The sequence below is a fragment of the Undibacterium sp. TC9W genome (assembly GCF_049339865.1).
In the GTDB taxonomy this organism is placed as follows: Bacteria; Pseudomonadota; Gammaproteobacteria; order Burkholderiales; family Burkholderiaceae_D; genus Undibacterium.
The window spans coordinates 28111-52239 of the sequence record NZ_JBMPPJ010000007.1; the positions used below are offsets into that span (position 1 = coordinate 28111).

21 protein-coding genes are annotated in these 24129 nt (G+C 50.9%); 14 read left to right on the top strand and 7 right to left on the bottom strand.

The window, feature by feature from the left end:
- Positions 1-16 precede the first annotated feature (16 nt).
- The 5 genes from ACO0LN_RS11570 (at position 17) to ACO0LN_RS11590 (ending at position 7720) form a co-directional block, all read left to right on the top strand.
- Positions 17-214 carry a hypothetical protein gene (locus ACO0LN_RS11570; protein ID WP_422973847.1) on the top strand — a complete coding sequence of 66 codons (198 nt, stop codon included), beginning with the start codon at positions 17-19 and terminating at the stop codon, positions 212-214.
- Positions 204-4940 carry a cellulose synthase subunit BcsC-related outer membrane protein gene (locus ACO0LN_RS11575; protein ID WP_422973849.1) on the top strand — a complete coding sequence of 1579 codons (4737 nt, stop codon included), beginning with the start codon at positions 204-206 and terminating at the stop codon, positions 4938-4940. Before ACO0LN_RS11570 ends, ACO0LN_RS11575 begins: the two co-directional genes overlap by 11 nt.
- A 23-nt stretch (positions 4941-4963) precedes the next feature.
- Positions 4964-5395 (top strand): tetratricopeptide repeat protein, encoded by a 432-nt coding sequence (locus ACO0LN_RS11580; RefSeq protein WP_422973851.1) that lies wholly within the window; start codon positions 4964-4966, stop codon positions 5393-5395.
- 400 nt (positions 5396-5795) lie between these two features.
- Entirely contained in the window at positions 5796-6857 is a 1062-nt protein-coding gene (gene aroG / locus ACO0LN_RS11585) for a 3-deoxy-7-phosphoheptulonate synthase AroG (protein WP_422973853.1), read from the top strand.
- Between the two features lie 218 nt (positions 6858-7075).
- A complete protein-coding gene (locus ACO0LN_RS11590; RefSeq protein WP_422973855.1) occupies positions 7076-7720 on the top strand; it encodes an ATP-grasp domain-containing protein in 645 nt (214 codons plus the stop codon).
- Positions 7721-7793: 73 nt separating this feature from the next.
- On the opposite strand, the gene ACO0LN_RS11595 is transcribed toward ACO0LN_RS11590, so the two are convergent.
- Together ACO0LN_RS11595 and ACO0LN_RS11600 are read right to left on the bottom strand one after the other, a co-directional pair.
- Complete coding sequence (locus ACO0LN_RS11595; protein WP_422973857.1) at positions 7794-8444, bottom strand: retropepsin-like aspartic protease family protein; 651 nt, start codon at positions 8442-8444, stop codon at positions 7794-7796.
- 5 nt (positions 8445-8449) lie between these two features.
- Entirely contained in the window at positions 8450-8935 is a 486-nt protein-coding gene (locus tag ACO0LN_RS11600; RefSeq protein ID WP_422973859.1) for a YajQ family cyclic di-GMP-binding protein, read from the bottom strand.
- An 88-nt stretch (positions 8936-9023) separates the two neighbouring features.
- Between ACO0LN_RS11600 and murB the strand changes: the two genes are divergently transcribed.
- Together murB and ACO0LN_RS11610 are read left to right on the top strand one after the other, a co-directional pair.
- Positions 9024-10052 (top strand): UDP-N-acetylmuramate dehydrogenase, encoded by a 1029-nt coding sequence (gene murB / locus ACO0LN_RS11605; RefSeq protein WP_422973861.1) that lies wholly within the window; start codon positions 9024-9026, stop codon positions 10050-10052.
- A gap of 76 nt (positions 10053-10128) precedes the next feature.
- A complete protein-coding gene (locus ACO0LN_RS11610) occupies positions 10129-11658 on the top strand; it encodes a C13 family peptidase (protein ID WP_422973863.1) in 1530 nt (509 codons plus the stop codon).
- A 151-nt stretch (positions 11659-11809) separates the two neighbouring features.
- Here ACO0LN_RS11610 and ACO0LN_RS11615 read toward each other — a convergent pair whose 3' ends face one another.
- From ACO0LN_RS11615 to ACO0LN_RS11630, 4 genes are all read right to left on the bottom strand, one after another.
- A complete protein-coding gene (locus ACO0LN_RS11615; protein ID WP_422973865.1) occupies positions 11810-12817 on the bottom strand; it encodes a M48 family metallopeptidase in 1008 nt (335 codons plus the stop codon).
- Complete coding sequence (locus ACO0LN_RS11620) at positions 12814-13902, bottom strand: YjgN family protein (protein WP_422973867.1); 1089 nt, start codon at positions 13900-13902, stop codon at positions 12814-12816. Before ACO0LN_RS11620 ends, ACO0LN_RS11615 begins: the two co-directional genes overlap by 4 nt.
- 151 nt (positions 13903-14053) lie before the next feature.
- Complete coding sequence (locus tag ACO0LN_RS11625; protein WP_422973870.1) at positions 14054-14620, bottom strand: lipocalin-like domain-containing protein; 567 nt, start codon at positions 14618-14620, stop codon at positions 14054-14056.
- Position 14621: 1 nt separating this feature from the next.
- Positions 14622-15614 carry a quinone oxidoreductase family protein gene (locus ACO0LN_RS11630; RefSeq protein WP_422973872.1) on the bottom strand — a complete coding sequence of 331 codons (993 nt, stop codon included), beginning with the start codon at positions 15612-15614 and terminating at the stop codon, positions 14622-14624.
- A gap of 128 nt (positions 15615-15742) precedes the next feature.
- On the opposite strand from ACO0LN_RS11630, the gene ACO0LN_RS11635 reads away from it, so the two are divergent.
- From ACO0LN_RS11635 to ACO0LN_RS11665, 7 genes are all read left to right on the top strand, one after another.
- Positions 15743-16609, top strand: a complete 867-nt coding sequence (locus tag ACO0LN_RS11635) for a LysR family transcriptional regulator (RefSeq protein WP_422973874.1) — start codon at positions 15743-15745, stop codon at positions 16607-16609.
- Positions 16610-16857: 248 nt separating this feature from the next.
- A complete protein-coding gene (locus tag ACO0LN_RS11640) occupies positions 16858-17244 on the top strand; it encodes a flagellar protein FlaG (RefSeq protein WP_422973876.1) in 387 nt (128 codons plus the stop codon).
- Positions 17245-17255: 11 nt separating this feature from the next.
- Positions 17256-18191, top strand: coding sequence for a putative zinc-binding metallopeptidase (locus ACO0LN_RS11645; protein ID WP_422973878.1), 936 nt, complete (start codon positions 17256-17258; stop codon positions 18189-18191).
- A gap of 208 nt (positions 18192-18399) precedes the next feature.
- Positions 18400-19863, top strand: a complete 1464-nt coding sequence (locus ACO0LN_RS11650) for a pyridoxal phosphate-dependent decarboxylase family protein (RefSeq protein ID WP_422973880.1) — start codon at positions 18400-18402, stop codon at positions 19861-19863.
- Between the two features lie 4 nt (positions 19864-19867).
- The gene (locus ACO0LN_RS11655; RefSeq protein ID WP_422973882.1) at positions 19868-21121 is read left to right on the top strand and encodes an ATP-grasp domain-containing protein; all 1254 of its coding nucleotides are present in this window, start codon (positions 19868-19870) and stop codon (positions 21119-21121) included.
- Positions 21122-21154: 33 nt separating this feature from the next.
- The gene (locus ACO0LN_RS11660) at positions 21155-22687 is read left to right on the top strand and encodes a hypothetical protein (RefSeq protein ID WP_422973884.1); all 1533 of its coding nucleotides are present in this window, start codon (positions 21155-21157) and stop codon (positions 22685-22687) included.
- A 75-nt stretch (positions 22688-22762) separates the two neighbouring features.
- A complete protein-coding gene (locus tag ACO0LN_RS11665; protein WP_422973886.1) occupies positions 22763-23299 on the top strand; it encodes an isochorismatase family protein in 537 nt (178 codons plus the stop codon).
- A 43-nt stretch (positions 23300-23342) separates the two neighbouring features.
- On the opposite strand, the gene ACO0LN_RS11670 is transcribed toward ACO0LN_RS11665, so the two are convergent.
- Positions 23343-24023 carry a hypothetical protein gene (locus tag ACO0LN_RS11670; RefSeq protein ID WP_422973888.1) on the bottom strand — a complete coding sequence of 227 codons (681 nt, stop codon included), beginning with the start codon at positions 24021-24023 and terminating at the stop codon, positions 23343-23345.
- Positions 24024-24129 lie beyond the last annotated feature (106 nt).

Consider the following 24129-nt stretch of genomic DNA (forward strand, 5'->3'; position numbering starts at 1 on the left):
TAAATTGCGCAATGCGATGAAACTGTTCAAATCTTTCTGGTTTGAGCGGTTTTTTTATTGGATTTACAATAGATTTACAATTCCTGCCACACATGGACTTCCTATTTATGCTGGCTTACTTCAAAATGCAGGTGAAGTGAGTGTTTGTTTATATGCATTGGCAGACGATGCTCTCACTAGCGAAGAAGTTAAAGGGGACATGAATGACATTTAAGAAGAAAGCGCTGGTACTGGCGCTTTTGACGGCATATCTGGAAAGCGGGACAGCTCTCGCGAATACCCCTTTGACGCAACAATTGAAAGAGCAGGCGCAATTCTGGGCACAGCGTGGCAAGGATGAGAACGCTGCTGATGCCTGGCGCAAGGTCTTGAAACTGGAACCATCCAATGCTGATGCCTTGCTGGCTCTGGTCTTATTTGAAGCCAAGGCAGGCAATACTGCACAGGCAAAATCCTATTATTCCAAACTGCGGGGTTCGCAAGCCACGATCACGCAATTACGTACGGCTGAAAATGCCGTCTTGCAGGGCGGTAGTGGTAGCGGCGGTCAACTCGAAGAAGCACGCAAGCTTGCTAAGCAGGGCGATGCTGACAGCGCAGTCGAAGCCTACAAGCAAATGGGCGACCCTTCCAAGCTCAAGGGAGATGCCGCTTTCGAATATTTCCAGGTATTGGCTGGTACCAAGGCAGGCTATCCTGATGCCAAGCGTGGCCTGGAAAAACTGCAAAAAGAAAATCCAGGCAATACCCGCTATGCACTGGCCTATGCCCAGGTCCTGACTTACCGTGAACCCACGCGCCTTGAAGGTATGGCAGCGCTGGAACAATTGACTGTCAAGGCTGATGTTGGCAAGCAGGCCGGGGATTCCTGGCGTCAGGCTTTGAGCTGGATGGGTGTCAAGAATGAAAATGCGAAACATTTTCGCCGCTATCTCGATAAGTTCCCGAATGACCAGGTCATCAGCGAGCGACTTGCCAGTCTGAGTCATCCGCCAGCGCCAGCAGTGCCAGAAGAAAAATCCAATCCTGCCAAGGTCATGGCGGCTGCCAAGCAAAGTACGGCGGTGCAGGCCGCGGCTGAAAGCAAGCAAAAAATAGAAGCAGCGCCAAAACCTGAAGTGGTCGCCAGGGCTGAGCCAAAAAACAGCAATAAGGCAGAAGCCCAGTCAAAATTAAACGGTGACGCGCCAGAAAAAGCACGCACTGCGGCTTTCAAGGCGCTGGATGACAATGACCTCAAAACAGCGGAAGCAGCTTTTCAGGCGCTGATCAAATCACATCCCAAAGATTCAGCCGGCTATGGTGGTATGGGCCTGGTAAAAATGCGCCAGGATGAATTTATCGAGTCGCGCACGCTCTTGCAAAAAGCGGTGGAATTGTCGCCATCAAATCGCAAGGATCAATGGAAGCCAGCTTTTGACCGTGCCAATTACTGGGGCATGATCGCAGATGCACGCAGCGCTTTTGAAGACAGCAATAGCAGCAAGGGTATCGCTTTATTGCGCAAGGCCGTGGAAATGGACCCCAAGGAAGCCGTCGGCATATTGCAGCTCGGCGACGCTTTGCTGGCAGAAAATGATGTAGTCGGTGCCGAGGCGAATTTCCGTCTGGTCTTGCGTGATGATAAAAAGAACCAGGGTGCACTTGATAGCCTCATAGGTTTGCTGGCATTGCAAAAACGCATCAAGGATCTGGAAGAACTCAGCGCTTATATGTCGCCGCGCCAGATGACGGTGCTGTCTGAATTGAAGGCAACACAGCTATGGGACAAAGCCAAGGCGGCTGAAGCAGCGGGTAATATCGCCGTCGCGCAAGCCAACCTCGAAGATGCCGTGCTGATCACGCCGGACAATCCCTGGTTGCGTATGGCCCTGGCAAAAATCTACCTGGGGCAGAATGCGCCGGGTGCAGCACGCGCCCTGATGGATGCGATAGCCAATGTAGAAAATCCCCAGGCCGAAGCGCTGTATGCCAGTGCCTTATTGAGCACCATGCAGCAATTATGGTGGGAAGGTTTGATCACGCTGGAGCGCCTGCCTGCCGCTGCCAGAAAACCTGAAATGTTCGAGCTGCAAAAGCGTCTCTGGACCAGGGTGCAGGTTGATCGCCTGAATGTCTTTGTCAATCGCGGTGATGCCGCAAGAGCGCGCGAACTGCTGGGTATCATAGAAAATGCCGCCGGCAATGATGCAGAATTTGTTGGCATCATCGCCGCCTTCCACATGAAGGTGGGCGACCCTGCGCATGGCCTGGCCCTAGTTAAACGTGCAGTAGAAGCTACACCCAATCCCCAAGCAGGTCTGTTACTGCAATATGGCATGGCTTTATTGCGCGCAAATCAGGAAGCAGAAGTGCTGGCCGTCATGCGCCGTGTCGCTGACATGCCCAAGCTGACCACCGAAGAAGTCACTGATTACAAAGACTTGCAACGTATAGTTTCGATGCGCTATTCCGAGCGTGCGCGTGAAGCCGGTGACTATGCCAGCGCTTTCAATTTTATCCAGCCCATGCTGATCGCTGACCCTGAAGATAATTTGCTGTTGCTGGCTTTGGCACGCATTTATTCTTCTGCGGGTGATACTGATTCTGCCAAGGATTTATATCAACGCGTTTTGCAGTCAGAACCCGATAATCCTGAAGTCTTGCAAGGGTTGGTGTATGCGGCGATACAGGTCAAGGATTTTGACACTGCAGAGCAACACCTGGCAACGCTGATGCAACAGCAGCCATCCAATCCGCGCTTTATTTCCCTGGCCGGAAATCTCGCACGTGCACGCGGTAATACTGGTAAGGCTTTGGAGTATTTCAGGCAGGCCCTGGCATTGGAACAGTCACAAAGACCAGGTGCTGATATGTCGGGCAATGGTATACGCCTGGTTGCGCAGGCGCAGCCAGCGAATGTCAGCGAATTCAGTGTCAATCCTTTTGCTGACCGCAGCGGCAGAACCCAGCTTGCAGCCGCATCATACGCAGCGCCTGCACCTGCACCTGCACCACAGCAGCTAGTTGCACCTAATCCCAGGAGCGCGATTTTTGCCCCGGTAGGTGTGCCTTTGCAGACAGCGCAGCCACAGTATGCACAGGCACCTCAGCCTGTGCAGGCAGCACCGCAGTATGTGATACCGCAATTGCCAGCCTCGACCATGGCTGCGGCACAAAGCCGTGCCGCCAATCCGGTAATGGCCGCTACTGCTCCAGCACCTATGCCCAGTATCCCGCAGTTGCCCGCTACTGCCTTGAATAACAGGGCGCCAGCGCCAGTATCGGTCCCTGCGCCTCAACAGGCTTATGCAGGCAATATTATTCCAGCGACAGTGCAGGGTGGCTCCAGCGGTAATGTCAGCACGGCGACAGGTGCGGCAACGGTATATCAGATTCCACCAGCTAATCTGACACGTAGCCCATTATCACAAGCATCACAATCAACACAGGCTTCACAAGCTGCATCAGTACAAACGAATCCACTGCAAAACCAGACTGCACCCAAAAATAATGATGAAAACGGTAGTGTTGCGAATATACCTGCAATGGTGACACCCTATGTGCCACCCAAAGCCAGCTATTCCGCCGCGCCCGTGCCTGTACCTCAACAATACGCAGCGGCTGGCAACAACGCTTATGCTGCTGCTCCAGCTAACCTGGCCCAGGCCGGCAAAGTCCGTCCAGTCAAGGCAGCGAACGTAAGCGCAGAAGAAGCGGCGTTGCTGAAAGAAATAGATTCGATCAACGAACTCAAACGCACAGAAGTATCGGTCGAAGTTGCGGCCAGAGCGCGCAGTGGAGAAAAAGGCCTGTCAGCGTTGACCGATGTAGAAATCCCGATCGAAGCCCGCATCAACACCCTCGGTCTTGGTCAGTTCGGTCTCAAGATCATTCCCGTGGTGGCCGATGCCGGTACCCTGTATCTGAACGACCCTGCTGTTTCAGGCCAGTTTGGCCGCAATGCCATCGTGGTAGAACGCGCCAGATACGCCAAAGTCCCGTTCACCACCATCGCCCGCCAGCAAGGCCTCTCCAATGTCGCCACACTCGATGAAGAAGCCAAAGGCGTCGCCCTCAACCTCAGCTACGAAATAGCCGGTGTCAGAGCCGACATAGGCTCCAGCCCCATAGGCTTCCCCGTACAAAATGTAGTCGGTGGCCTGCGCTGGAGTGGCAGTGATGATGGCGCCAGCCTAGGCATAGAAATCGCCAGACGCTCCGTGACAGACAGCTACCTCTCCTATGCCGGAGCCAAAGACAGCCTCTACGGACTCACCTGGGGTGGCATCACCCGCACCGGCGTCAAGATCGACGCCTCCTATGACGGCGAAGATGGCGGTGTCTATGCCAGCCTTGGCTACTACGGCCTCACAGGTAAAAACGTCGCCAAGAACACCGAAGCAGAAGTTGGTGTCGGCGCCTACTGGCGCGCCTACAAAACCAATGACTTCAGCTTCACCACTGGTTTAGGGCTCACCTCCTTCTTCTACCAGAAAAACCTGCGCTACTTCACCTACGGCCATGGGGGCTACTTCAGCCCCAAATCCTATGTGGCGCTCGGCATACCGCTAGAGATAGCAGGACGCAAAGGCAAGTTCTCCTACCAGCTCGCCACCTCACTCGGTGTCCAGCATTTCCGCGAACTGTCAGCCTTGTATTACCCAAACTCAGCAACAGACCAGGCAGAGCTGGAACAATTTGCTGCGGCCAACCCCACCATCAACATCCAGACCATCTACCCTGGCCAGACCAGGACAGCGTTCGCATTTAAAGTGGGTGGCGCAGCAGAATACCAGCTGACGCCACATTTATTCCTTGGTGGCAAGATCAGTGCAGACAACTCGGGGGATTTCAACGACACCTCGGCAGCCCTGTACCTGCGCTACAGCTTTGAGCCGCGCAAGGCACCGGTGACATTCCCGCCTGTCGCTCCCAAGGCGTATTACCAGGGTAATTAAGTATTTTTTGAAAGCAAGAGATCATGAAAGTCGCGGCACACCATATTCAATCACTCTTTGCAGGCTTGTCGACCTTGAGCTTTGTTGCAAACGTATATGCGCAAGACCCAAATGCAGAAGGCCGCAATTTCCTTGCTGAAGGAAATAATAACGCTGCCAGTAAAAAATTTGCAGAAGCCGCCAAGATCAATCCGTTTGATGCTTCCGCACTCAATAATCAGGCTGTGGCCCTGGCTGCACAGGGCGACAATGAAAAAGCCCTGAATCTGTTGGAAAGGGCAAACCGTCTTGCCCCCAACCGTGCCGACATCGCAGCCAACCTCAATGAACTGCGTAACTGGATGAACCGTAATACGCCGCAAGTGGCTGCGGTACAAAGAAAGGGCCCAGTACCTGGCGCTTATCCCAATCAAGGGGATATTCCACCAGAGCCGCCACCTTTGTGGAAAAAATGAATAAGCTTATTTCCGCAACATTCTTGCAAATTGCTGAATTCTAAGGCACTATAGTTTTAAATTACTCGTTTTACCGAGTAAAACCATGTAAAAACAATAATTGAGCTGAATACATACGCAAATATTGATATGAAACACATTGCTTTCTTTTTCTTCTTTTATTTTAGCTATTCCAAGCCAAGGGCGGTGGAAAGACGGTAAGCACTCGAAGAAAAAGAGCCAAACCAAAATTCTAAAAAACCGCCCGATCAGGCGGTTTTTTTTTGCCCTTGCACTTATTACCAGTAAATTGCAACCGGACCAGGAAAAAATTGAACCATATTTATCCGTAATTATTTTTACCGATCAGAATTTAACTACATTGACACATATTATTTTTTAAGAATTCTCAGGAGAAAACATGCAACGCACCGATGATTTACGCATACGCGAAATGAAGGAACTGGTTCCACCCTCACATTTGATACGTGAGTTTGCCTGTTCCGAAAAAGCGTCGGAAACCGCAGCCAATGCCCGTACCGCCCTGCATCGCATTCTGCACGGTCAGGATGACAGATTGATGGTCGTGATCGGCCCTTGCTCCATTCATGACACCAAAGCCGCAATGGAATATGCACAGCGCCTGGCAGAAGAGCGCCCGCGCTTCGCCGGTGAGCTGGAAATTATCATGCGCGTGTATTTTGAAAAACCGCGCACCACGGTAGGCTGGAAAGGTCTCATCAATGATCCTTACCTCGATAACAGCTTCCGCATCAATGATGGTTTGCGCATAGCACGTGAATTGCTGCTGAACATCAACGAACTCGGCCTGCCTGCCGGTACTGAATACCTCGACGTCATCAGCCCACAATACATCGCTGACCTGATCAGCTGGGGTGCGATTGGTGCCCGCACGACTGAATCACAAGTTCACAGGGAACTGGCATCTGGCCTGTCTTGCCCGGTAGGTTTCAAGAATGGTACAGACGGTAATGTCAAAATCGCGGTTGATGCAATCAAGGCTTCTTCCCAGCCGCACCATTTTTTATCGGTGACCAAGGGCGGCCATTCTGCCATCGTATCGACCAATGGCAATGAAGATTGCCACATCATCCTGCGCGGTGGCAAAGCACCTAACTATGATGCTGCCAGCGTTGATGCAGCCTGCAAGGACATCGCCAGTGCGGGCCTGGCATCCCGCCTGATGATAGATGCATCGCATGCCAACAGCTCAAAGAATCCCGCTAACCAGATTCCAGTCTGCGCTGATATCGGCAAACAAATTGCAGACGGCGACACCCGCATCGTCGGTGTCATGATCGAATCCCATCTGGTTGCTGGCCGCCAGGACCTGGTGCCAGGTAAAGAACTGGTCTATGGTCAGTCAGTAACAGATGGCTGCATCGATTGGGAATCAAGCATCAAGGTGCTGGAAGGTTTGGCAGAGTCTGTTAAACAAAGGCGTTTGAAGCAGGCTTACTGAAGTAATTTCCATAAAGTGCAACCAGAAACTCATGACGGTATCTGTAAGCTGTCATGAGTATGGATTTACCGAACTTTGCTATTGAATTGATGCAAACTTTGCCCACAAAATTGATCGTCTCGGCAAAAATGCCGGGTCATCTGGATCATGAACAAAGATTGATGGCCGATTATGCAGCCAGTCTTGGCATAGCTGTAGAGACTGCATCGGAAAAAATGATGGAACGTGGCAAAGTGCCACTTTCGCACGACATGCTGGTGATGGGAACCGTGCCGTTTGTGCATCATGCCCTGCGTTTGCTCGGAGCGCAGTTGCCTCAGCATACGCCATACCCTGAAGTATTGAAACCATGGCTTTACCGAAAAGTATGGCAAGAAAAGAGCTTGCGACGTGTGCTGGATCGCTTGCAGAATGGTGGCCCACGTTTGTTCATCAAACCAGTTTCAGGCTGGAAGCGATTTACTGGTTTCGTTCCTGATTTTGCGGATGATTACCGGTTCAATGGAGTTTCGAAAAGCATGCCAGTCTGGGTTTCAGAAGCAGTTACTTTTGTGAGTGAATGGCGGGTGTATGTTTTGCATGGGGAAATTCAGGATATTAAACTCTGTGATCATGGCGGTGATGCACAGGTGACACCAGACTTGAATGAGATAGAGAAGGCACTGCAAGTGCTATTGGATACGCATATTGCACCAAGTGGTTTTGCAATTGATTTTGGTGTTACTGCACAAGGTCATACCGCCCTCATAGAAATGAATGACGGTTTTTCATTTGGTGCTTATGACGGACTTTCTGCAAAAATATACTGGGATATCACCTGGGCAAGATGGCAGGAAATTTCCCCCTTAGGGACGTGCAAATAGCGCGCACAAGATTTATCAGGTGAGACGCAAGTGAGCCCTATGGCAATCAATCATGCATAGGACTCGGTTAAACTCAATACCGCTTCGTCAACGTCATCTGATCGCCTTCGCGGCGCATTTCCATACGGTTCAGGAAAGACATACCCAGCAAGGGTGTGGACAGGCCTTGTTCTATGATGGACGCTTCGACTTGGTACAATTCCACATCACCAATTTTGACTGTATCCAGTTTGACTAGATAAGTGGGCACTACGCCGCCTGCAGTACTTGCGCTACCTGGCCTGCCTTGCCTGTAATTAATGCCTAGCCTGACTGCATCTGCTGCTGGCAAGGCGATCAGGCTGGCACCTGTGTCCACCAGCATATTGATGCTGACACCATTAATCATTGCTGGTGCCGTGAAATGGCCGCGATCACCTGCCTTCAAGACAACGCTGCTACCACTGCTTGGTGCCGAACGATGCACAGTTTGCCCCATTGTCAGTAACTTGCGCTTGCCATTGATCATGACAGTGGCTGACTCACGGTCAGCGTCAATGAGCTTGGCGTCGCTGGCAATATTGCTGCCGACGTTGTAGGTTTTTGGTGGCGCACCATCTACCACCAATATGGCCTTGCCCGGAAATAAACCGACCACGCCTATGTCAGTGGCATGCGCCACTGCGACACAGCCTAACAGGCACACGGTACTTAAAAGTTTCAGTTTTTTCACAGGCAGGCGCATGCTGATCAATCGCGGAAGTTATTGAATTCCAGAGGCAGGTCCTTGATTTCCTTGCGCAACATGGCCATTGCAGCTTGCAAATCATCTCGCTTGGTGCCAGTCACGCGCACTGCATCGCCCTGTATGCTGCCTTGCACTTTCAGCTTGCTGTCCTTGATCGCTTTGACGATTTTCTTGGCATCTTCGGTTTCTATGCCGTTTTTAACCTTGATGCCTTGCTTGACTTTGTCACCACCGATTTTTTCTATCTTGCCCATGTCGAGAAAGCGTACATCGACATTGCGCTTGGCCAGGGTCATGGTCAATTCCAGGCGAACCTGGTCGAGATGAAATTCTGAATCGCCGTAAATAGTCAGTTCACGGTCTTTTTGTTCAACTTTGGCGCTGCTGCCTTTGAGGTCGAAGCGATTGGTGACTACCTTATTGGTCTGGTCTATGGCATTCTTGACATCAACCATATTGGCTTCAGAGATGGTATCGAAAGAGGGCATCTTGCTTCCTTGCTTAAAATAATGAATTAAACGCCATTTTAGCAAATGCAGGCAGGCATGAGAGAGCAAAGGCTATAATTTGGGTCTTATGACGAATTTACTCACATTTTCAGCAGATTATTCTCTGCAAAACCTCAATACCTTTGGCATCGCCGCCCGCGCCAGCCAGTTTTTGCGTATTCAGCAGTTGGCGCAACTGCAAGCCATTTTTGCTGATGCCCACCTGAAAACCTTACCGCGCCTTATATTAGGGGGCGGCAGTAATCTCGTTTTGTCTGATTATGTCAATGCGCTGGTCTTACAGATGTGCATGAAGGGCAGGCAAATTCTGTCTGAAGACGACAACTATGTGTATGTGCAGGCCGCCGCAGGCGAGAACTGGCACGAATTTGTGCTGTGGACACTGGAACAAGGCTTGGGTGGACTGGAAAACCTGTCTCTGATACCAGGCACGGTAGGTGCGGCACCCATACAGAATATAGGTGCTTATGGAATCGAAATCCAGGAAGTCTTCAGCAGTCTGAGCGCTTTTGATTTTGTCACAGGTCAGATGGTGGAAATCGACAAGGCTGCATGCCGCTTTGCCTATCGCGACAGTATTTTCAAGCAGGAATATAAAGATCGCATGGTCATACTCAGTGTGCGCTTTGCCTTGCCCAAGCGCTGGCAGGCAAAGCTGGGTTATGCCGATGTCTCGCAGTATTTAAGCCAGCACCGGATTGCCAATCCCAGCGCCACAGATATCAGTGATGCTGTCATCGCCATACGCCAGGCAAAATTGCCAGATCCAGCCCAGATAGGCAATGCAGGCAGTTTTTTCAAAAACCCGATAGTCCCCGCGAGTTTGCGCAACAGCTTGCTGGCTGCTTACCCCGGACTGGTTAGCTATCAGCAAGATAGTGGTGACTACAAGCTGGCAGCTGGCTGGCTGATCGATCAGTGTGCCTGGAAGGGCAGGCATTTGGGCAAGGCAGGCGTCTATGAAAAACAGGCACTGGTGCTGGTTAATCATGGCGGTGCCAGCGGGGCAGAGGTAAGGGCACTGGCGCAGGCCGTGCAGGCGGATGTGATGAGCAAGTTTGGCGTGTTATTGGAAGTTGAACCGGTGTTTTTCTGAGGCGTTTATTCGTCGATACAGGTTTTACTGCAAGGCTGTGAATATCATCTTCGAGTATTTTTTAACAGGTAATTGAATGACGGAATTTTTAACAGCAAATAGTGCGGCACACAGCGCTGAACCAGAGGGAGACGCGCTGCCCCTGGCACCAGTCGCAGCATCCCAAGAGGACCCAGGCGTCAACCATGCTGCCGCCCTGCGTCGTTTGCTGGTAGAGGCCATGCGCGTGAGTATTTGCTTAAAACCGAAGTGGCAGGGGCTGCCAGCATCACCCTGGCTGATCGCGCTATTGATGTTCTTTTACTTGAGCTGCCATATAGGCCTACAGCGCCTCATGTTCGTTGGCGCTGCCCGGTTTTATTGGCAGGTTCTGGCTTCAGGCTGGTTGGAATTCGCTGCTCTTGCCTGGGGATGTTACTGCTTGCGGCCAGTGAGTATACAAGCGCCAGGAAACCATGCAACTTCTGACAGCAGAGCACCGGATGCGGCGCATTTTTTTGTGCTGGCACTTGCTCAAATGTTGGTATTGAATGTTGTCATCTGCACTATCGGCGCTTTACTCATACATATGGGTTGGTATGATCTGTCAAAATTATCCATGAGCATGCAATGGCTGGTCTATCTTGTGCCACCTGTCGTAGTTTTGTTTATTCAGTGCTTGTTCTTCTGGCGCGCCAGTGACAGGCGCGTACTTGCCATGCTGTCTGTCATCATCGCCATGGCAGCGGCTGGTGCTTTGGGTATCAGCACCAATGCAACACAATTCTGGTATCCGGTTCAGGAAAAGACAGAAAAAAATGAAGAAGATACAGAGATCAAGTCCCCCGAAATTACTCAGGAAATATTCGAGGAGCAAGCGCTTTTGCTGAACCAAAAACTCGAGGCACTGCAAGCACACAGACCAGGCATCATAGACTTGTACAGCCTCAGTTTTGCCCCCTATGGCGAAGAAAATGTTTTCCTGAATGAGACCAGCATGGTCACGCAAGTGATGGCGAAACGTTTTGATGCAGAGGGGCGCAGTCTGCAACTGGTGAATAATCCGGGAACCATCCATAGCCTGCCCTGGGCTACACCCTTGAATCTGCAGCGCGCCATACAACAGATGGCAAAACGCATGGATGTCAATGAAGATATCCTGTTCTTGCACATGTCTTCACATGGTGCCAGTGATGGAGAGTTATCAGCCGGGATGTGGCCACTCAGCGTGAAGTCGGTTACGCCAGAAGACTTGAAAAAATGGCTGGATGAGGCGGGTGTCAAGTACCGCGTGATTTCAATTTCAGCTTGCTTTGCGGGTAACTGGGTGGCACCTTTGTCGGATGCGAAATCCCTGGTCATGACGGCATCAGATGCCGATCATACTTCTTACGGTTGCGGCAGTAAATCCGATCTGACCTTCTTTGGCCGTGCCATGTATGACGAGCAGTTGCGTAACAAGACACTGTCTTTTGAAACAGCACATGCAGCATCGAGACCCATCATCAAGCAACGTGAAGAAGAGGCTGGCAAGAGTGACGGTTATTCCAATCCACAAATTGCAGTTGGTGAAGAAATACGCGGGCGTTTGAAGTTACTGGAACAGCGTTTGCAGGCACGGAAATAGTAGAAGCGAGGCTGATGCCAGGCAGATACTGCTGCCGTGATCAGCACCATAACAAATGGTGCTGATTTGTCGCTGCTTATGCTCAGTTTAAGTGTGCTCGAATGGAGACAGCCGGCTCAAGACCGTAATTAGTCGCGGTCTTGAGCTTTCCTCAATTATTGCCGCGTATGCGCATGACGCGTTCGCTACCGGAGGGGTGGCTGGAGATGTAAGGTGATATGCCAGGTGCCAGGGCTTCGAGCTTTTCAAAAGCTGCCGCCAGGTGTTCGCGGGCTATGCCATTGGCATCCATCATTTGCATGGCGTAGTCATCCGCTTCAGTTTCAGCATCGCGCGAATATTTCATATCCAGCATCAGCGTCGGTATATTGGCAATTACTGCTGACACGTCGCCAAACAGCAAAGTAGCGACGGCACCTACTGCAGAACTTTGTATGATACGGCGTGTCATGTGGCGTTCATGCAAATGCCCAAGTTCATGGGCCAGCACGCCCATGACCGCATCATCGTCCTTCATAAGGGCAATGATTTCATCGGTAATGATGATGTCGCCAGATGGCAGGGCAAAGGCATTTGGGCCTATGGCACTTTTACGAAACACCAGTTGATATTTAGGGCTGCCTTCACGCGGTGGGCGCAAGCGCTGGAAGCGTTCACGCAATTCTGCCTGTTTGGCTGCGGGCAGTTTTGACGGCTGGAATATATGCTTGTCCAAAAATTCCAGTACCCCGTCACCCAGCTTGCGCTCTACCGATACGGGGGTAGAGAACGCCGCCACCTTGGCTGCCGCAGGCAAGCCATAGAGGTAACCGAGGGTCAGGGTCATTATGACAGCCGCGAGAGCTGCCAGCGTGCCTGTCCAGCTCTGCTGCAATTGAACCACGGCAGAATCCTGGTAGCCAGTACTGTCAAGTATGGCATTGAAGCTGGTATGGTCATTTATTTCCAGGTAGGCACCATCGCTGAAGGTGACTTTGCGAGGGGCATGCCGGGTGCGCTCAGATACCCGCAATTCTGACAGCGGGCAACTGCGTATGACCGCTGCATGCAGTGTATTGCTGGCTTCGCATACCTGGGCGATATCGCCCTGCACCGAAAACTCAACCTGGTGCAGGCGCGAGGTTTTGCCATCAAAATAGATGGCGGCAACTTTGTTCATAGAGATAAATCAAAATCCAGTAAATCAGCCATGCCTTCGCCAGTTGCATTGACTTGTTCTTGTGTTTCAGCGATGAAGTCATCCAGGCTGCCATTGACTTCCAGTTGCAGGCTTTCAACGCGATAGCGCAGGGAACGAATTTGTGCAAACGGGATAAACAGGCCCAGGGTGCAAACAATACCAAGTATATTGGTGATGGCAATAAAAGTCATGCGACCCCATTGCAGATTGTTCCTGAACTGGTGATCACCGAGTTTGGTATGGTTCCAGATCAGGTTTTGCAGCAAGGTCAGGAAGATGGGGTAGATCGCAAACATCCACATATACAGGACGAAGACAAACAGGCCAAATGAGGACATCGCCGCAATATTTACTTTGTCACCTTGACCACCTGCAAACAAGGCCAACACTGTACTGCCAAAACCTACGCTAATAACAATAATGCCAGCCAGCATAATGCCTATACCGACCAGGTAAGCCCAGTAAAATTGACCAGCGCCAGCATTGAAAGAAAAATGTGTACTGCCGAAACGGCTTTCGTTGTGCTGGAATCTTTTCAGGCGTTGATGGAATACGGGGGCCAGCAAATACAGAGTGAACGCTGTCAGCAGCGGCCATAACAAGAAGGTGCTGTATGCCTGCCCTGCAGTGCCACGAAAACCAAAACGTATGCCACGGTAGCTGGAGTTATACAGCTTGAACTGCAAGCTCTTCCATACCAGCCATGGCATGACCACAACCATCATCAACATCATGGATAATCCCAGGATCATGCTAGGATCAAGTTTAAATGCTAACTGATAGCCAAAGAAAAAAACAAAAGCGACGATGCGACCCTTGAGTATGGCAATGGCATTCCCATGATATTCAAAACTGCTGCCACCCAGATGCGTGCTGGAATACAGGTAACGGTTGCGGCGTACCTTGGCCCAGGCAGAATAAATACCCAGGGTGATAATGCTGAGCAATAAATTAACTATCCAGATACGGAAATATTCGCTGCCACTTCCCCTGAACTCAAGTTGCAAAGTGCCACTTGATGATTGCTGACTTACTGAAAAGTCATTGTTTTGAAAGTTATCCATGCTTGTGTTTTTCCCATGCACTTTAATTTTTTTGGAGCTTGGACAATCGCATGGAGTTGATATTAAGTCAAGTGCATTAGCGCTTGCGACCTCTCATCGCAGATGCTTTACCACAAACTGTTGTGGAAAATAAATGGTTAAAGCAACTAGGCTAATGCAGCTTTTTCCAGGTGGAGATAGCAGTTGTGCCATTGCCGCTAGCGCCGGCGGGTACGCGATAACTAAGTACGTCAGCCTTTAACTCAAACTGCCGGGCCTGCTCACTGCCATCCCAGTTAGCGAAGGATGCATGTTCTATTCTGAAGACCAGCACATTTCTCTCGGTATCAATAAAGCAGCGACCATAGTGTGAGCTGGTATCGAGGGCCGCAGCGCGGTATTCTGCTTCCGTACCTTTGCGTTTGTCGCCTGCGGCAAACTTGCTGCGTTCGGATTTGTAGATTTGCAGTGAATAACGGCCAGTGCCATCAATGATGAGCAAGCCTTGCGGATTTGGCCCAAAGGTTTCGCCACGGCTGCCGTCGGCGCGAATTTCTGGTGCAGCCAACAGTGTCCAGGTACCTGCCAGGTATTTTTGTGCCTGTTCATTCTTATCAACTTCCTGTTCAGTGAAAGCGCTGACTGGCAGACTCAGGGCCAGCAGGCAAATCACAGCGATGATGTTGTTAATTTGGGTTTTCACTGAGGTTTTAACTGCGGTTTTAACTGCGGTTTTCATGTCATTTTCCTTGTTGTATATTTTTTGCTGTGTCACTGATTGCCAGTAGTAATTTGCCTGTCGTCTGGCGTGACTCCAGATCTGTATGGGCTCTGGCAGCCTGCTCCAGTGGATAAACCTGATGTATGCGCAAGCGCAATACGCCTTCGCGCAACCAGCCAAGAACCCGTTGGCTACGGTACTTGAGGCCTTCGGCGTCAGCAATGTGATGGGCGAGGGTGGGACGCGTGAAGAACAGTGAGCCCTGGCGGCACAAGTGCATGGGGTCTATCGGTGGCACATTCCCGCTGGACTGCCCAAACAAGACCAGGCTGCCTAAAGGGCGCAAGACAGCCATGCTGCCCAGATAAGTAGTCAGTCCGACTGAGTCATACACCACATGCACACCTTTTTGTTGGGTCAACTCCCTGGTCGCCACAACAAAGTCAGTTTCCGTATACAAAATCACGTGATCTGCTCCAGCGGCTTTGGTCAGCTCTGCTTTTTCCTCACTGGATACCGTGCTGATAACGATGGCACCCTTATGTTTCAGTATCTGGGTCAGCAATAAACCAACTCCGCCAGCACCAGCATGCACCAGCACGGTATCGCCAGATTGCACGCGATAACTGGTCTCGGTCAGATATTGCACGGTGACGGCTTGCAGCATGGCCGCTGCGGCTTCTAGCGTGCTGATTTCCGCTGGCAACGTGATCAGCTTCCATGCTGGAATCGCCAGGTATTCGCCATAAGAGCCAGGTTGTGACAGCCAGGCTACTCTGGTGCCGGGTGTTAGTTCCGCATTGCCTTCGACCACCGTGCCCGCACCTTCTGCCCCCGGTATGCAGGGCAGGGAAGCCGGGTTTTGTCCATTGCGCTGATACACATCGGCGTAATTGATGCCGGCGTAATCTACGCGTACCAGGACTTCCCCGTCTTTTGGCGTCGGCCTTGGCAGGTCGCGCACTTCAAGTACTTCTGACCCACCTTGTGAAAAAAATTGTATAGCTCGCATATTTCCTCGCTTTGCTGTAATCATCAGTTGCTCAGACCCTATGTCTGTTTATCTGATGTGCAGCTTAATTAAAACCGGATCGAAAGAAAATTACTGAAAAATTCGCCTGGACTGTGCATAATTGCACCATGATGAATTGGGATGATTTACGCTATTTTCTGGCACTGGTCGATTGCGGTACGCTGACCGGGGCTGCGCGTCGCCTGCAGGTAGAACATACGACGGTTGCACGGCGGATTGATGCGCTTGAGTCAGCATTGAAGCTGCGTCTGTTCGACAGACTGGTGCGCGGTTGGCAACTGACCACAGAAGGACATGACCTGGTTACCCACGCACGGGAAGTGGAAGAGCGCTGGTTCAATTTTGAGAGAAAAGCGCTCAGTACCAGCAAAATGGAAGGTATAGTGCGTATTTCTGCACCACCCAGTTTATCGACTTTTGTACTCGCGCCCCAGCTTAAAAAACTCTGCGCCAGTTTGACCGGCGTGGAGCTGGAGTTACAGGCAGAGCGCCACCAGGTCAGTCTGGGCAAGCGCGAGGCAGACATCGCTTTACGAATGGCGCGCCCACAAACGGCGGGTCTGGTGATCAAGCCTTTGGCCAGTGTGGGCTATGGATTGTACGCCAGCAAAACTTATCTGAAAAAGCGCAAGGAAGAAGATTGGGAATTTGTCGCCTATGAAAAAAACTCTGCAACGCCCCATCATCAATGGCTGGAAGATTATCTGGCGCAGCGCAAAGTCATGCTGCGCAGTAATGACCAAATGGTGCTGGCTCAATGCGCGGCGGCAGGCCTTGGCGTAACCGTATTACCGCATTATTTGCGCCAGAGTCACCGCGAGCTGCACCGTATTGAGCATCAGGCTTGTCCTCTGCGCAGAAAACTTTGGCTGGTCATGCATGATGATGTGCGCCGATCACCTAGGGTAAGGGCAGTGGCTGATGGATTGATCGACTTGTTTTCCAGCGCAGAAATGAATGACTTATTGTTATGAACAAGGTCGGTCCAGTTTGATAAAAATAAAACATTGATTTTTTATAATGTTATATTTAATATAATTCTATGAGGTCAGCCAAATGCTTGCTTACATCTGCTCATATATCTGTTCACCTATTCGTTCGCACTAAGCACCTATTAAATTAAGCTGCTTTCAAGAATAAACCTAAACTTTTGACAAAAACGACCGTAATACACAATATGCGGTAATCCGTCACGTGGTTTAATTTAGGGCTGGAGAGCAAAATGAGCATCAATCAAATAGCAGGTGGGGCCACTGGCGGTGTCAGTGTTGATACCCGGCAAGATGTCAAGGCTGCACCAGTCGTTGCTAAAGCGGCACCTGTACCGGTAGTTGCTGACGTCGCTAAAAGTGCGGTCAGCAAAGACAGCCAGCCCCAAAGTGATATTTCAGCTAAAGAACTCAAGAACTCTGTCGATCAGATCAACCGCGCCATAGGTTTGAATAAAAGCGTGAATCTCAACCTCGATAATGACTCCGGTAAAGTAGTGGTGCAGATTGTTGATAATGAAACCAATGTCGTTTTGCGCCAAATTCCTTCAAAAGAAGTGCTGGCTATAGCCCGTGATCTGGAAGGTAAAAAAGGTGTTTTGTTGAACGACCATGCATGAATGGATAAAGAGTGATTGTCAGCTCTGATGTTGAATACTGGTTAAAGCAAGCAAATCTTCCCCTCCCCGACAGGATAGGTAAAGCACCTGAAGAATTATTGGCCTATGTTGCGAAAGTGAATAAAAGCACTTCTGCTGACCGATTGTCTGCGCAAGCAGAACTTAATTCCGATTTTTTAAGCGATATCCGCGCAGCGATAGTGGACATGCCACCTTCTGTGCTGCAGCTTTTGGATAAACCCCTGCTGGGTGTCTATTTAGGGTGCGGCCTGGGATCATCTGCGGTGACTGACGTTGTTGCAGGCCCGGATGGTAAGGTGCTCGGCCTTGCGATACTTATGGATGCCGACGCTTTTTTAGGTCGCACTGCCAATGACTGGGCGAGCTGGAAAGAAAATACGCCATTTTTGCCGGGCTCGGCTTTTCAAGTCCATCTGCAAATTGAAGCAGCGGAAAACGATAACCGCAAAAATGCCATGCAGTTTTTGCTCTTGCATGAATTTGGTCATGTGCTGACTGCCAATAGCGAATTTTTACCCGACTGGTGGATAGGTTCGCAAAAATTCAAATCGACTGAAGAATATAGTTACTTGAGTCTGTCCTGGCAAATCGCCATGAACGGCGACATCATTCCTTTGCTCAGACATGATTTTGAGCACCGCAAGGACTTGCACTTCTATAGTGATCAGCAAGTTGCGGGAGATTTAATTCCCGGCATCTACAAGGCGCTGGAAAAAACCGGTTTTTCCAGTCTGTATGCCGCAACCAATGCCTATGATGATTTTGCCGAGGCTTTTGCCATGTATGTGCATAGCGTGATCATGGCAAAGCCTTATCGATTGAGCATTCGTTCTGGCGATGAAATTATCATGGAAGTGGCAGATTACTGGTCCAGCCCACGAGCCCGCTCCAGGAAACAGTTATTTGCTGAATACCTTGGTAATTGACAATTCTCCCCCTAAGCTCTGGACATAAGCAAGTGGAATAAAGCGTTGCCTTTAGGCCACTTCTTGCTATTGAACTATTCGTTTGCATCAATAAAGCAGCAAAATTTGCTTTATTCGGCACTTCATTTTCCACCCGCTCATCCATAATGTGAATAAGCTTAGGCGTTTCTTGTCTTTATGCTGCAATTATTCACGGATGGATATCTGAATGACCGTACCGCCAAAGAACTCACTGGATCCGGATGACTGGCAGGCCCTGCGTGCGCAGGGACATCGCATGCTGGACGATATCCTTGATTACGCAGAACACATACGCGAGCGCCCGGTGTGGCAAGTGATACCGGATGAAGTGCGCGCAAAGTTCCAGTCGGGTTTGCCAACTGCGCCGGCAGAGCTCGGTGACGTGCACCAACAATTCATGGAAAATATCTTGCCGTATTCAGTAGGCAATAGCCATCCTGGATTTATGGGGTGGGTGCAGGGTGGTGGCAACCCTGTCGGTACTTTAGCGGAGTTGCTGGCAGCGGGATTGAATGCGAATCTCGGTGGGCGTGATCATATACCGATAGAAGTCGAGCGTCAGATAACGCGCTGGGTCAGCGAGCTATTTCATTTTCCGGATACTGCCAGCGGCCTGTTTGTTACTGGCACGTCGATGGCTAACTTCATTGCCGTACTGGTAGCGCGGGCGCGCGCTCTGGGTGCAGAGGTAAGGCATCAAGGGCTCACGGCTTTTCCTGAACGGCTGGTGGCTTATACCTCAGCAGGAGCGCATGGTTGCGTTGCCCAGGCCATGGATATGGCCGGGATGGGGAGAAACGCCTTGCGCGTCATCCCCATGAATGCCAGCTTTGAGATGGATGTCGGCGCATTGCAGGCAGCAATTGTGGCAGACCGCGCGGCGGGATTGACGCCATTCATGCTGGTAGGTACTGCCGGTTCAGTGGATGTTGGTGCGATTGATGATTTGCAGACCCTGGCGGATGTCGCCAGCACTGAAAAATTATGGTTCCATATTGATGGTGCATTTGGTGCGCTGGGTATGCTATCTCCCTTTATTGCTGCACGCCTGGTTGGGATAGAGCGGGCTGATTCTATTGCCTTTGATTTTCATAAGTGGTTGCAAGTACCTTATGACGCCGGCTTTATTCTGGTGCGTGACAGCGATGCCCATTATGCGACCTTTGCCACGCCAGCCAGTTATTTGCGGCGTGAGAGCAAGGGCCTGGCAGGCGGCTCACCCTGGCCCTGTGATTTTGGCCCTGATTTGTCACGCGGCTTCAGGGCACTCAAAACCTGGTTCACTTTGCAGGTATACGGCGCAGAACGTCTTGGCCAGATGATTGCCCATACTTGCGAGCTGGGGCAGTATCTGAAAAACAGCATCCAGGCACATCCAAGATTTGAATTGATGGCACCGGTCGCCTTGAATATCGTCTGTTTCCGCTACCTTGTTGATGGCCTCAGTGATGAAGCCCTTGATGCACTCAATGCCCGTATCGTGATGGCCTTGCAAGAGTCAGGAATAGCGGCACCATCGACCACCATCATCAACAAGCGGCTTGCCATACGCGCGGCAATCGTCAATCACAGAACTACCTCTGCCGATATAGACGCTTTGCTCAATGCAACTCTCGCCATAGGCGAGCAAATTCATACTTCGGGTGATTGAGAATATGACCAATATCGACGAATCCCTTGTTGCAGAAAACAAGCCAGCGCAAAGTAAATTGATAGGCCTGGCACCTCTGATGCGCATTGCTTTTTCCGGTGGCGATTTAAAACCCCTGGGTAAAGAATTGATCGCCTATGCAGAAAAACATCCGCATGACGCGCATGCACTCATGAACCTGGCAACGGTATTAATCTTGCTCGGTCATCGTGATGCGGCTTTGTCCACCCAGATGGAGGCATTGCGCCTGCAGCCGCTGTATTCTGTCCCCACGACCCGCGAACCCACCTTGCGCCTGCTGGCACTCATGACAGACGGTGACCTGATGGCCAATACCCCGCTTGAATTTTTGGTCGAAGATTCCGACATCGCACTTGATTTGTTATATGTAGGCGCAGGCATACCTGCAGTGGAACAGTTGCCACCACATGATGTTATGTTTGTTGCTGTGGGTGAGGCAGATGACAAGAACAGCTTGCTGCTTGACCTGCAAGAGATTATCCAGACCTGGCCCACACCAGTGTTAAACGCACCTGAACGCATTACCCACCTGGGCCGCGACCGGGCCTGCGCCTTGCTGCAGAACGCGCCGGGTGTCGCCATGCCAACGTCAGCCCGTATCAGCCGTCAAACGCTGGAGCACATAGGTGGCGGCGAGGTGGCTGTCAGCAGTATTTTGGGTGGTGATGATTTTCCCATCATTGCCCGACCTCTGGGTTCACATGCGGGCCATGGCCTGCGCAAAGTATTGTCGGCTGAAGATGTGCCAGATTACCTGCAAGCCGTGCCAAGTGAAGAATTTTATATCGCCCGCTTTGTTGATTACCGCAGCCTTGCAGATGGTCAGTTCAGGAAGTACCGCATTATCCTGATCGATGGCAAACCCTTTATCTCTCACATGGGTATTTCCAGGCACTGGATGATCCATTATCTGAACGCAGGCATGACAGACAGCGCAGAAAAACGGGATGAAGAAGCACGCTTCATGCAGAGCTTTGATGAAGATTTTGTGCCCCGGAATGCAACAGCATTTGCAGAAATATTCAAACGCCTGGACCTTGATTATGTCGGCATAGACTGTGGCGAGACCCAGGACGGCAAGCTGCTGATTTTTGAAGTCGATAGCGACATGATTGTGCATGCGATGGACCCGGTCGATATGTTCCCCTACAAGCAGGAGCCGATGAAAAAATTATTTGCCGCATTCAGGGATTTGCTGATCAAGACAGCCAGAATGTCGCCAGCCTATCAAGGCTAGCCTGTACCGGATTGCACAAGCCCATGCCTAACCATGTCAAATAAAACTCATACCGCATTCCCATCGTTCGATCAGCTTTTGACAGGCGGTGGCGATGCGCGTATCGCTTTAGACGATGATGGCTATAATAAATACGGGTGCGGCATTGTGCCAGACAGCTTGTCGCTGGCCTTTGGTTCTGCGACTGCATCAACAATCTCTGATATGGCACGGTCTGCTGCCGACGCTGTTTATCAAAAACTGGCAGCCGTCGATGGCGAGGCAGAATATTACCTGTTAGCAGAACATGAGCTTGAACTTGCCAGGCAAGAGTTAAAGCAATTATGTGGATTAACAGGGGAGGGTAAATCTGCCGACCTGGCCGCGACTGATGTGGTCTTCGCCGCCTCAGGTACCGACCTGCATTTGATTGCAGCGCAAATGCTCGCCTTGTCATCACAAGCCGGTCATCCTGCCTTGCCCATGCTGGTGATCATGGTCGAGCCAGGTGAAACAGGCAGCTCGGTACCAGCCGCTTTAAGCGGGCAGCATTTCAGCAACCGTTCTGCTCTTGATGTCACCGTCTCTGCAGGCGAAACTATTCCTGGCAGCATACCCACAGAATTGCGCACTGTAAGCATCAGGGCGGGCGATGGCAGTGCGCGCAATTTGCAAGATGTTGATACAGAGGTGAGAGCATTGACTGAGGCGGCAATTGCCCAGCACAGGCAGGTTATGCTGGTTCTGGCAGATGTCAGCAAGACGGGCATGATTGCACCTGCTATCGATGTTGCCACGGGTTTAAGCATGCGGTATCGCCACAATTTTCATGTGATGGTAGATGCTTGTCAGTTCCGCATATCCAATGCCAGCTTGCATGCTTATTTGCAGCAAGGTTTTCTGGTCGCAGTCACCGGTTCCAAATTTCTAAGTGGCCCCAGCTTTTCTGGTGCATTGTTTGTTCCTGCTCCAGTAGCAAAAAAGCTCAAATCATTGAGTTTGCCGCTGGCTTTGCAAGCATATTCCAGCCGTGCCGACTGGCCGCGTGACTGGCCAGGGGCAGACAAGCTGGGCAGGCAAGTCAATACAGGTTTGCTACTGCGCTGGGTGGCAGCGCTCGCTGAATTACGTGCGTTCCGGCAGCTGCCGGAAACTGCCATCCATCGTTTTGTCCTGCAATTTGGACATGCCATCCAGTCTTATTTTAAACATAGCGCTCATCTGGCTTTGCTACCCATCGTCATTCCTGAACGCGGTGCTTTGCATGAAAATGTGTCCTGGGACCAGTTACCAAGCATTTTCTCTTTTTTAATCAAGGACGCCAGTGGCCAGCATTTTCTTAATCGTGAGCAAACCATGCTGGTATACAGGCGATTGCAAAAAGAAAAACATATGCAGTTAGGGCAACCAGTGCTGTGCGGCGTTCGCCAGCAAACGCCCGTTAGTGCACTCCGCGTCTGTCTCAGTGCACGGCTGATAGTCAGCGCAATTGCTGGAGAGGGTGATAGTGCGCAGAAAGTTATCGAAGATGCATTGCTGGTGCTGGATACTGCGGCACAATTGGCAGCGCAGCTTGAACAGATCTAGCGTTGCTGCACCTGGCTGCCATATCCGCAGTATCATATTGCTTTATGCCATATTGTGCTTTTAGGCTTTGCTACAATGAATACCTTACTGATTATCGATATGCAAAATGCCTGGTTACATGGTCTAACCCGGCGTTTTGACAAGGTAAACGTCATCAAGCGCATACAGCGCGCAGTAGAGCATACCCGTGAGCATGGTGGTCAGGTGATTTTTGTGCGTCATGCCAATGACGAAGCGCTGGCTGGTTCTGCAGGGTGGGAAGTCATACCTGAACTGCCATTTGCTCCTGGCGATGTTTTCGTCGATAAAACTGCCTGTGATTCATTTGCTGGTACTGGCCTGGATACACATTTAAAAGTCACAGGGGCGCATACACTGATTGTTTGTGGTTTGACGACAGAGTTTTGTGTAGATACGACAATCCGCGCTGCCGCATCGCATGGTTTTGATGTGATTGCCCTGTCTGATGCGCATACGACTGGCGACAGACCCCATATGAAAGCCGAAAAAATAGTCGAGCACCACAACTGGGTCTGGTCGAATATTGCGACTCCAGCCAATAGCCGCATTATGGTGCGCACTACGGCTGAATTGTTTGGTCATCACTATTAAGCATTATTAAGCATGCTTAGGCACGCTCAGGCCAGGCACACTACTATTTTGTACAGCCCAGCTCTTTCAAACTGGTGTCAGTGTCGCGCTTGTTATTGGCCTGTGTTTCCATGTCCTGTGCCGTTCCACCTGCTTTTTGAGCACTACGCAAGGCATTGATTTGCTTGCGTAGTTCATCGCACTGCTTTTGCTTGCGGGCAGCTTCGGCAGAATCTGGCTTGCTGCTGTCTTTTGAGTTTTCACCAGTCAATGCCTTGCGCTCGGCGGCCTGATGGCGGCTGGCCTCATCTTCACTCGCGCGTGGACCAAATTTGCGCTCGGCTTCTTTTTCAGCCATACAATCACTTTCGATTTTCATGCGTACGTCATTGGTATTGCCTTTCATGGCATAGACATCGGCAACGATTCTGCGCTGCTCGGCAGTCTTGGCTTCAGACAGCATTCTGTCCTGCAATGCGCCGCCTTCCTTGTACCAGATCATTTTCTTCGCTTCTTCGCCACGGCGCACGCAATTGGCATCCAGGGGCAGTTTGTCCGAGGTAGAAGGGCTGGGGTTTTTCTTGATCATTTGACCTTGCCCGCCATCACAAGGTTTGTCCTGATACGTACTGCCACAGCGATACAGGTTTTGCGCCTGGGCCTGGCCAGGCAGGCTACTGCCAACGATGAGCACAGCTTGCAGTGACAGGGTGATAGCGAGTGAAATAAAGAGAGCGGGGCGCATACTGATTAACCAATGCAGAGAGATAAAGATTCATTACTTTAGCATCCTGCCCGGCACAGTGGTGAGCTGTAGGGGCAGGGAGGCCCCTGATTTTTGTAAATTACGT

What these genes read in the sequence shown, in the direction of transcription:
- ACO0LN_RS11570 (WP_422973847.1), top strand. Translation starts at nt 17, where the DNA reads ATGAAACTGTTCAAATCTTTCTGGTTTGAGCGGTTTTTTTATTGGATT.
- ACO0LN_RS11575 (WP_422973849.1), top strand. Translation starts at nt 204, where the DNA reads ATGACATTTAAGAAGAAAGCGCTGGTACTGGCGCTTTTGACGGCATAT.
- ACO0LN_RS11580 (WP_422973851.1), top strand. Translation starts at nt 4,964, where the DNA reads ATGAAAGTCGCGGCACACCATATTCAATCACTCTTTGCAGGCTTGTCG.
- aroG (WP_422973853.1), top strand. Translation starts at nt 5,796, where the DNA reads ATGCAACGCACCGATGATTTACGCATACGCGAAATGAAGGAACTGGTT.
- ACO0LN_RS11590 (WP_422973855.1), top strand. Translation starts at nt 7,076, where the DNA reads ATGGAACGTGGCAAAGTGCCACTTTCGCACGACATGCTGGTGATGGGA.
- ACO0LN_RS11595 (WP_422973857.1), bottom strand. Translation starts at nt 8,444, where the DNA reads ATGCGCCTGCCTGTGAAAAAACTGAAACTTTTAAGTACCGTGTGCCTG.
- ACO0LN_RS11600 (WP_422973859.1), bottom strand. Translation starts at nt 8,935, where the DNA reads ATGCCCTCTTTCGATACCATCTCTGAAGCCAATATGGTTGATGTCAAG.
- murB (WP_422973861.1), top strand. Translation starts at nt 9,024, where the DNA reads ATGACGAATTTACTCACATTTTCAGCAGATTATTCTCTGCAAAACCTC.
- ACO0LN_RS11610 (WP_422973863.1), top strand. Translation starts at nt 10,129, where the DNA reads ATGACGGAATTTTTAACAGCAAATAGTGCGGCACACAGCGCTGAACCA.
- ACO0LN_RS11615 (WP_422973865.1), bottom strand. Translation starts at nt 12,817, where the DNA reads ATGAACAAAGTTGCCGCCATCTATTTTGATGGCAAAACCTCGCGCCTG.
- ACO0LN_RS11620 (WP_422973867.1), bottom strand. Translation starts at nt 13,902, where the DNA reads ATGGATAACTTTCAAAACAATGACTTTTCAGTAAGTCAGCAATCATCA.
- ACO0LN_RS11625 (WP_422973870.1), bottom strand. Translation starts at nt 14,620, where the DNA reads ATGAAAACCGCAGTTAAAACCGCAGTTAAAACCTCAGTGAAAACCCAA.
- ACO0LN_RS11630 (WP_422973872.1), bottom strand. Translation starts at nt 15,614, where the DNA reads ATGCGAGCTATACAATTTTTTTCACAAGGTGGGTCAGAAGTACTTGAA.
- ACO0LN_RS11635 (WP_422973874.1), top strand. Translation starts at nt 15,743, where the DNA reads ATGATGAATTGGGATGATTTACGCTATTTTCTGGCACTGGTCGATTGC.
- ACO0LN_RS11640 (WP_422973876.1), top strand. Translation starts at nt 16,858, where the DNA reads ATGAGCATCAATCAAATAGCAGGTGGGGCCACTGGCGGTGTCAGTGTT.
- ACO0LN_RS11650 (WP_422973880.1), top strand. Translation starts at nt 18,400, where the DNA reads ATGACCGTACCGCCAAAGAACTCACTGGATCCGGATGACTGGCAGGCC.
- ACO0LN_RS11655 (WP_422973882.1), top strand. Translation starts at nt 19,868, where the DNA reads ATGACCAATATCGACGAATCCCTTGTTGCAGAAAACAAGCCAGCGCAA.
- ACO0LN_RS11660 (WP_422973884.1), top strand. Translation starts at nt 21,155, where the DNA reads ATGTCAAATAAAACTCATACCGCATTCCCATCGTTCGATCAGCTTTTG.
- ACO0LN_RS11665 (WP_422973886.1), top strand. Translation starts at nt 22,763, where the DNA reads ATGAATACCTTACTGATTATCGATATGCAAAATGCCTGGTTACATGGT.
- ACO0LN_RS11670 (WP_422973888.1), bottom strand. Translation starts at nt 24,023, where the DNA reads ATGCGCCCCGCTCTCTTTATTTCACTCGCTATCACCCTGTCACTGCAA.